This is a genomic window from Burkholderia sp. 3C, from assembly GCF_054589155.1.
Genome location: NZ_BAAILN010000091.1, coordinates 55,471 through 62,719 on the forward strand (window position 1 = coordinate 55,471; position 7,249 = coordinate 62,719).

The 7,249-nt window shown below is 67.1% G+C and carries 7 protein-coding genes; 5 read left to right on the forward strand and 2 right to left on the reverse strand.

Annotated features, from left to right (window positions below):
* Positions 1-288 precede the first annotated feature (288 nt).
* From ACYP33_RS16015 to ACYP33_RS16035, 5 genes are all read left to right on the forward strand, one after another.
* Positions 289-1,611, forward strand: a complete 1,323-nt coding sequence (locus tag ACYP33_RS16015; protein ID WP_414451634.1) for a TIGR00366 family protein — start codon at positions 289-291, stop codon at positions 1,609-1,611.
* Between the two features lie 687 nt (positions 1,612-2,298).
* Entirely contained in the window at positions 2,299-3,096 is a 798-nt protein-coding gene (locus ACYP33_RS16020; RefSeq protein ID WP_459622786.1) for a phytanoyl-CoA dioxygenase family protein, read from the forward strand.
* A gap of 44 nt (positions 3,097-3,140) precedes the next feature.
* Complete coding sequence (locus tag ACYP33_RS16025) at positions 3,141-3,866, forward strand: class I SAM-dependent methyltransferase (RefSeq protein ID WP_459622787.1); 726 nt, start codon at positions 3,141-3,143, stop codon at positions 3,864-3,866.
* 36 nt (positions 3,867-3,902) lie between these two features.
* Positions 3,903-4,481, forward strand: a complete 579-nt coding sequence (locus ACYP33_RS16030; protein ID WP_414451630.1) for a class I SAM-dependent methyltransferase — start codon at positions 3,903-3,905, stop codon at positions 4,479-4,481.
* Positions 4,482-4,570: 89 nt separating this feature from the next.
* A complete protein-coding gene (locus ACYP33_RS16035) occupies positions 4,571-5,170 on the forward strand; it encodes an HD domain-containing protein (RefSeq protein ID WP_459622788.1) in 600 nt (199 codons plus the stop codon).
* Between the two features lie 25 nt (positions 5,171-5,195).
* Here ACYP33_RS16035 and mmsB read toward each other — a convergent pair whose 3' ends face one another.
* Complete coding sequence (gene mmsB / locus ACYP33_RS16040; RefSeq protein WP_459622789.1) at positions 5,196-6,089, reverse strand: 3-hydroxyisobutyrate dehydrogenase; 894 nt, start codon at positions 6,087-6,089, stop codon at positions 5,196-5,198.
* A gap of 22 nt (positions 6,090-6,111) precedes the next feature.
* Positions 6,112-7,249, reverse strand: a 1,138-nt coding sequence (gene mmsA, locus ACYP33_RS16045) for a CoA-acylating methylmalonate-semialdehyde dehydrogenase (protein WP_459622790.1), incomplete at its 5' end; no start/stop codon positions are given.

A 7,249-nucleotide genomic window follows, 5' to 3' on the forward strand; every position in this document is an offset into this window, starting at 1 on the left:
GCGTAACAGCAGGTCCGCGCCCGGCCGGTTCGCGACGCGGCGTGCACGAAGCCACCTCAGCGGCCTTCCCTTTCCTCCCCCGCGCACCAGCGCCGCTCCCGCTGCCCGCCACGAACCGCACGCGCGGCAGCGAGGGTTACCGCTTATGCAACTTTACGTATTGTTGTTGACACGTCTGACCATTAGTCTTGTGCGCGCCCGTGTACCCCGGCTCCAGGCGCCCGCCTGAAGCCGCGCGCCCGACTACGCATCCCGTCCAGAACAAACCGCCATCACGGAGGAGACCCGGTGATCTCTCGCATTTCCCGTTTTTTCACGCAAATCGTCCATCGGGTCCTGCCCGACCCGCTGATCTTCGCGATCTTCCTGACCGTCGTCACGTTCGTGCTGGCGTTCTCGCTGACGCCCAAGCCGCCCGCCGAGCTCGTGCTGCTGTGGGGCAGCGGCTTCTGGAACCTGCTGGCCTTCACCATGCAGATGGCGCTGATCCTCGTGACGGGCCACGCGCTGGCCAGCTCCGGGCCGGTCAAGCGCCTGCTGGTGGCGCTCGCCAGCACCCCGAAAACCCCGGCCGGCGGCGTGATGCTGGTGGCCTTCGTGGCGTCGGTGGCCTGCGCGATCAACTGGGGCTTCGGCCTGGTGCTCGGCGCGATGCTGGCGCGCGAGGTCGCGCGGCGCGTGCGCGGCTCCGACTACCGGCTGCTGGTCGCCTCGGCCTACATGGGCTTCCTGACCTGGCACGGCGGCCTGTCCGGCTCGGTGCCGCTGGTGGCGGCCACCAAGGGCAATCCGATGGAGAAGGTGATCGGCCTGATCCCCGTCTCGCAGACCATCTTCACCGGCTACAACGCATTCATCACGATCGGCCTGATCGTGCTGCTGCCGTTCCTGGCGCGGATGATGATGCCGAAGCCGCATGAGGTGGTGTCGATCGATCCGAAGCTGCTCGAGGAAGAGCCGAGCTTCGAGCGCAAGCTCGGGCCGGGCGCGAGCTGGGCCGAGCGGATGGAAGAAAGCCGCCTGCTGTCGCTGCTGGTGGCGGCACTGTGCGTGGTATTCCTGGTGATCCGCACCCGCGCCAAGGGCTTCATGCTCGACATCGACACCGTCAACCTGGTGTTCCTGGCCGCGGGCCTCGTGCTGCACAAGACGCCGATGGCCTATGCCCGCGCGATCGGCGCGGCCGCGCGCGGCGCCGGCGCGATCATGATCCAGTTCCCGTTCTACGCCGGCATCCAGGCGCTGATGGATCATTCGGGGCTGGCCGGCGTGATCACCAAGTGGTTCGTCGACATTGCCAACGTCCACACCTTCCCGCTGCTGGCGTTCCTGAGCTCGGCCGTGATCAATTTCGCGGTGCCGTCGGGCGGCGGCCACTGGGTCGTGCAGGGGCCGTTCGTGATGCCGGCCGCGCAGGCGCTCGGCGCCGATCTCGGCAAGTCGGCGATGGCGATCGCCTACGGCGAGGCCTGGACCAACATGGCGCAGCCGTTCTGGGCGCTGCCGGCGCTCGCGATCGCCGGGCTCGGCGTGCGCGACATCATGGGCTATTGCGTGACGGCGCTGCTGTTTTCGGGCGCGGTGTTCATTGCGGGGATCTATCTGTTCTGAGTGGCCGCCGGGCCGGGCGATGTCCTGAGCGACAGAGGCGATCGCCTCGCCCGGCCCGATGAATTGATCCGAACCGACCGGCGGGCTCGCCGGTCGGGCAGGCGCCGAGGCCTCGCGGCGGCAACACCCCGGCTTCCAGTTGCTTTGTTGCTTGCCGGCTGTCCGCCCGGCGCTTGTCGGTGCTTGTCGGTGCTTGTCGGTGCTTGTCGGTGCTTGTCGGTGCTTGTCGGTGCTTGTCGGTGCTTGCCGGTGCTTGCCGGTGCTTGCCGGTGCTTGTCGGTGCTTGCCGGTGCTTGCCGGTGCTTGCCGGTGCTCGCTGGTGCTTGCCAGTGCTTGCCAGTGCTTGCCAGTGCTTGCCAGTGCTTGCCAGTGCTTGCCAGTGCTTGCCAGTGCTTGTCGGTGCTTGCCAGTGCTTGTCGGTGCTTGCCAGTGCTTGTCGGTGCTTGCCGACGCTTTCGGCAGCTTGCTGTCGGCTCTTGCGAGTGCTCGTCGGCAATTTGCCGCCGGCATTCCCCCGCCCCGGCCGCTTTCTCCCCTTCCCGCCCCATTTGCGCTCCGCCGCACCCGGCCCGGTCGCCCGCCGCCTCGCCATCAAACAAATTGACGGCGCTTTTGCCGTCATCTCGCGGCTTGGCCGCGAGCCGGCGCCCACCATAATTTGACGATCGATAACTATGTGCCGCCACCATGCCCAGCACGCTTGACTCCCTCGCGCGCGCGGTCGAGAAGCTCTCGTCCGACACGTTCGACCCCGCCGTATTCGCGGAAACCGGCGTGTTCGTGATGCGCAATGCGATCCCGGCCGACGTGATGCGCGGCTGGCAGGCCGCCTGGCGCGAGTTCTACGACGCCCGGCTGCGCGAAGGGCGCGACGTGAGCCGCCGCAACCCCGTGTCGCTGACCGAAGAGCTGCCCGACGCACTCGCCCACATGTACCGCGAGCCGGTGTTCGCCGACACGGTCAAGCAGATCTTCGGGCCGCACGTGGCGCTCTACAACCATCGCTTCGTGATCAAGGATCAGTTCAGCCCGGCCAGCGTGTTCCTGCACCAGGACAGTTGCTACCACCTCGGCAACCTGAACAAGTGCAGCCTGTTCGTGGCACTGAGCGAGGTCAACGAGGCCAACGGTGCGATGAGCTTCTACCCCGGCTCGCACCGGCTCGGCGTGCTCGGCGACGCCGGCGAGATCGACCCCGACGCGTTCGACATCCAATGGCCGAAAATCACGCCCGAACTGGCGCCCGGCGATTTCGTCGTGATGAACAGCTCGGTGTGGCACGAGTCCAGCCCGAACACCTCGGGCGTCGACCGGATCCTCGCCGACACGATCGTGCAACCGGCCGACGATCCGACCGGCATCGACCTGCTGTGCGGCGAATGGCAGACCGACATCTTCTATTCGCACCAGAACCATATCCGGTACTTCAAGAATTCACGTATCCACAAGCTGATCAAGTACGAGAAAGAACGCAACGCGGGCTGAGCGCACGCCGGGCACCCCGACTCGACCACCATCCGAAAGAACCGATGACAATCCAATCCAACGCCACGCAATCAGGCCCTTCGGGAATGATCCATATCCGCCCGACGCAATTGCTGTCGATTCCCGACGACCATCCGGAGGAGATCCGCTTCTTCATGCCGCCCGCGCAAGGCGCCGGCTCGCTGACGTCGCTCGAATCGATCGTGCTGCTCAAGCTGATGCGCGTGGTGGAACCGGCCCGGCTGTTCGAATTCGGCACCTACAAGGGCTACACCACGCGGCTGCTGGCCGAGAACCTGACGCCGCACGACGCCGAGGGCGAACGCATCTACACGCTCGACCTGCCCGACCTCGACGACGTGGCGTTCCAGGGCGACGACCGCCATCTCGCCAGCGAAGCGCTCGGCTTCGAGCGCAAGTATCTGAAATCGTCGAACCGCCATCTCGTCAAGCAGGTGTTCCAGGATTCGATGAAGCTCGACCCGGCGCCGTACGCGGAACAGTTCCAGTACGTCTTCATCGACGCCAATCACGAAGTCAACTACGTCCGCAAGGACACCGAGAACGCCCTCGTGATGCTGGCGCCCGAAGGCCGCGCCTGCATCGCCTGGCACGACTACGGCAATCGTCAGTTCCCCGAACTGACGCAGTACCTCGACGACCTCGCCCACGACATGCCGCTGTATCACGTCGAGAACACCATGATCGTGTTCCATCTGCGCGATGTCGCGGTGCCGGAACGCCAGGTCCCGCCCCAAGCCGCCTCGTGACACGCAAGCGCCCCGCCCGCAACGACAGGTAACCCCATGGCCATTCCTTCGCAATTCGACAACGACACCTTCTCGCTGGCGCGCGACCACCTCGCCGCCTTCGTGCGCGGCACCGCCCAGAAGCTCGCCGGCGAGTCCGGCCGCCTGCTGGAAGTCGGCCCGCAGGATCGCACCTTCGTGCGCGAGTGCTTCGGCAACTTCGCGGTCGACACGTTCGACGTGGTGGATACCTACGCGCCCGACATCGTCGGCGACATCACCCGCCCGAACGTGCAGATCGCCGACAGCACCTACGACTGCGTGGTCTGCATGGAAGTAATCGAGCACACGCTCAATCCGTTCGAGGCGGTCAAGGAAATCCGGCGCGTGCTGCGCCACGAAGGCTGGCTGCTGATTTCCGCGCCGCTGAACTGGCGCATTCACGGGCCGACGCCCGATTGCTGGCGCATCACCGAGCACGGCTGGAATGCGCTGCTGCGCGACTTCGATATCGTCGAGATCGACATCCTCGAATCGCCGGGCCGCGAGTTGTTCCCGATCCGCTACAACGTGCTCGCGAAGTGCAACAAGTTCAAGCAGAGCAAGGACAGCGACCTGACGTTCCGCTGGATCTGAACGGGAGAACGGGACGGGCGACGCTTGGCGCAACCCTTCGCGACACGTCACAATACCGGCGACGTCACGCAAGCGAAGGAGAACGCCTCTTGGATGCCCTCACCCCCACCCTCCCGCCGCTCGGCCAGCAGTTCGCCTTTCTCGCCGAGCTGGACAAGCTCAAATCCGTGCTGCGGCAATCGCCGCTCGTCAATCGCACCCGCAAGGAAAATTCGGCCGAGCACTCGTGGCATCTGGCGATGTTCGCGATGACGCTCGCGCCGCAGTACGCCGATGGCGCCGACGTCATGCACGTGGTGAAGCTGCTGCTGGTGCACGACATCGTCGAGATCGACGCGGGCGATCACCCGTTCCATGCGCCGGGCGCGGGCGCGAACGACATCGAGGCGCAGGAGCACGAAGCAGCCGCGCGCATCTTCGGGCTGCTGCCCGAGGCGCAGGGCGCGGCGCTGCGCGCGTTGTGGGAAGAATTCGAGGCGGCGCGAACGCCCGAGGCAATCTTCGCCAAGGCGCTCGACCGCCTGCAACCGCTGCTGATCAACACGCTGACCGACGGCGGCACCTGGCGCGAGAACGACATCACCGAACAGCAGGTGATCGAGCGTTACGGCCCGGTCATCGCGCGCGGCTCGCCGGCACTGTGGGACGCGGCCCGCGAGCGCGTGCGCGCGCATTTCGCCACCCGCTGAACGCGCGCACGCCGGCCTTCACGCGTCAGCCCTTCGGCCTGGCGCGATACAGCCCGATCACCGACGAGAAATCCAGCCCCCCGCTGCCCCCGGCGCTGTGCGCCTGGTACAACTGCTGCGCGAGCGCACCCAGATACGCCGGCTGCCGCACCGATTTCGCGGCGTCGGTGGCCAGGCCCAGATCCTTCAGCATCAGGTCCGTGCCGAAACCGCCGCTGTAGCCACGCGAAGCCGGCGCCGTCTCCACCACGCCCGGGAACGGGTTGTAGGTGTCCGAGCTCCAGCAGCGCCCGGTGGAGCTGTCGACGATGCCGGCCAGCACCTTCGGATCGATGCCGAGCGCCTCGCCGAGCGCCATCGCCTCCGACACGCCGGCCATCGTGATGCCGAGGATCAGGTTGTTGCAGATCTTCGCCACCTGCCCCATCGACACGCCGCCGCACGGCACGATGTTGCGTCCCATCGCGGCCAGCAACGGCTTGAGCGCATCGAATTGCGCGCCCGCCGCGCCGACCATGAACGTCAACGTGCCGGCCGTCGCGCCGCCGGTGCCGCCCGACACGGGCGCATCGACGAAGCCGTTGCCGCGCGCCGCGGCGGCCTGCGCCATCGCCTTGACGGTGGCCGGATCGATCGTGCTGCAATCGACGATCGTCACGCCCGGCGCGATCCCCGCCAGCACGCCGTCCTCGGCGCCGATCACGTGACGCACGTGCGCGGCCGCCGGCAGCATCGTGATCACGCATTCGACATCGCTCGCGGCATCCTTCGGCGAGGCGGCCGCGCGCGCGCCGGCATCGGCCAGCGCCCGCACCGCCGCCGCGTCGAGGTCGAACACGCGCAGCGCGTGCCCGGCCTTCAGCAGATTGCGCGCCATCGGCGCACCCATGTTGCCCAGCCCGATGAATCCGATCTTCATGATGTGCGGTCCTCGTGCGGGTTCAGCGCAGGCTGATGGTGGTGTTCACGCCGTCGTTGACGGTGGCGTCGTCGAACCAGCGCGCGGTGACGGTCTTGGTCTGCGTGTAGAACTGCACGACCTGCTTGCCGTACGGGCCGAGATCGCCGAGCTTCGAGCCGCGCGAGCCGGTGAAGCTGAAGAACGGCACCGGCACCGGGATCGGGATGTTGATGCCCACCTGGCCGACGTCGATCTCGTTCTGGAACTTGCGCGCCGCCGCGCCGCTCTGCGTGAACAGGCCCACGCCGTTGCCGAATGGATTGGCATTGACCAGCGCGATCGCCTCGTCGAGCGTGTCGACGGTCAGCACCACCAGCACCGGCCCGAAGATTTCCTGCGTATAGATGCGCATGTCGGTCTTCACGTCGGTGAAGATCGTCGGGCCGACGAAGTTGCCGTCGGCGTAGCCGGGCACCTTCACGTCGCGGCCGTCGAGCAGCAGCGTCGCGCCTTCCTGCACGCCCGATTCGATCAGCGCCAGGATGCGCGCGCGGGCCGCCTTCGACACCACCGGCCCGACGTCGGTGCCGGCCTCGTGGCCGGCGTTGACCTTCAGCGTGCGCGCCTTGGCCGCGAGGTCGTGCACCCAGTCGCGCGCGGCGCCCACCAGCACCACCACCGAGGTGGCCATGCAGCGCTGGCCGGCCGCGCCGAAGCCCGCGCCGGCCAGCGCGTTGAGCGTTTGCTCGCGGTTCGCGTCGGGCAGCACCACGGCGTGATTCTTCGCGCCCATCATCGATTGCGCGCGCTTGCCGTGCTCGCTGGCGAGCCGGTATACGTGCGTGCCGACCGCCGTCGAACCGACGAACGACACGGCCTGCACATGCCGGTGCGTGCACAGCGCATCCACCGCCTGCTTGCCGCCATGCACCACGTTCAGCACGCCCTTCGGCACGCCGGCCTCGATCGCGAGCTTGACGAGTTCCATGGTGGACAGCGGGTCCTGCTCCGACGGCTTCAGCACGAACGTGTTGCCGCACACGATCGCCATCGGGAACATCCACAACGGGATCATCGCCGGGACGTTGAACGGGGTGATGCCGGCGCACACGCCGATCGGCTGGCGCAGCGTGTAGGTATCCACGCTGCCGGCCACGTTCTCGGCGAATTCGCCGAGT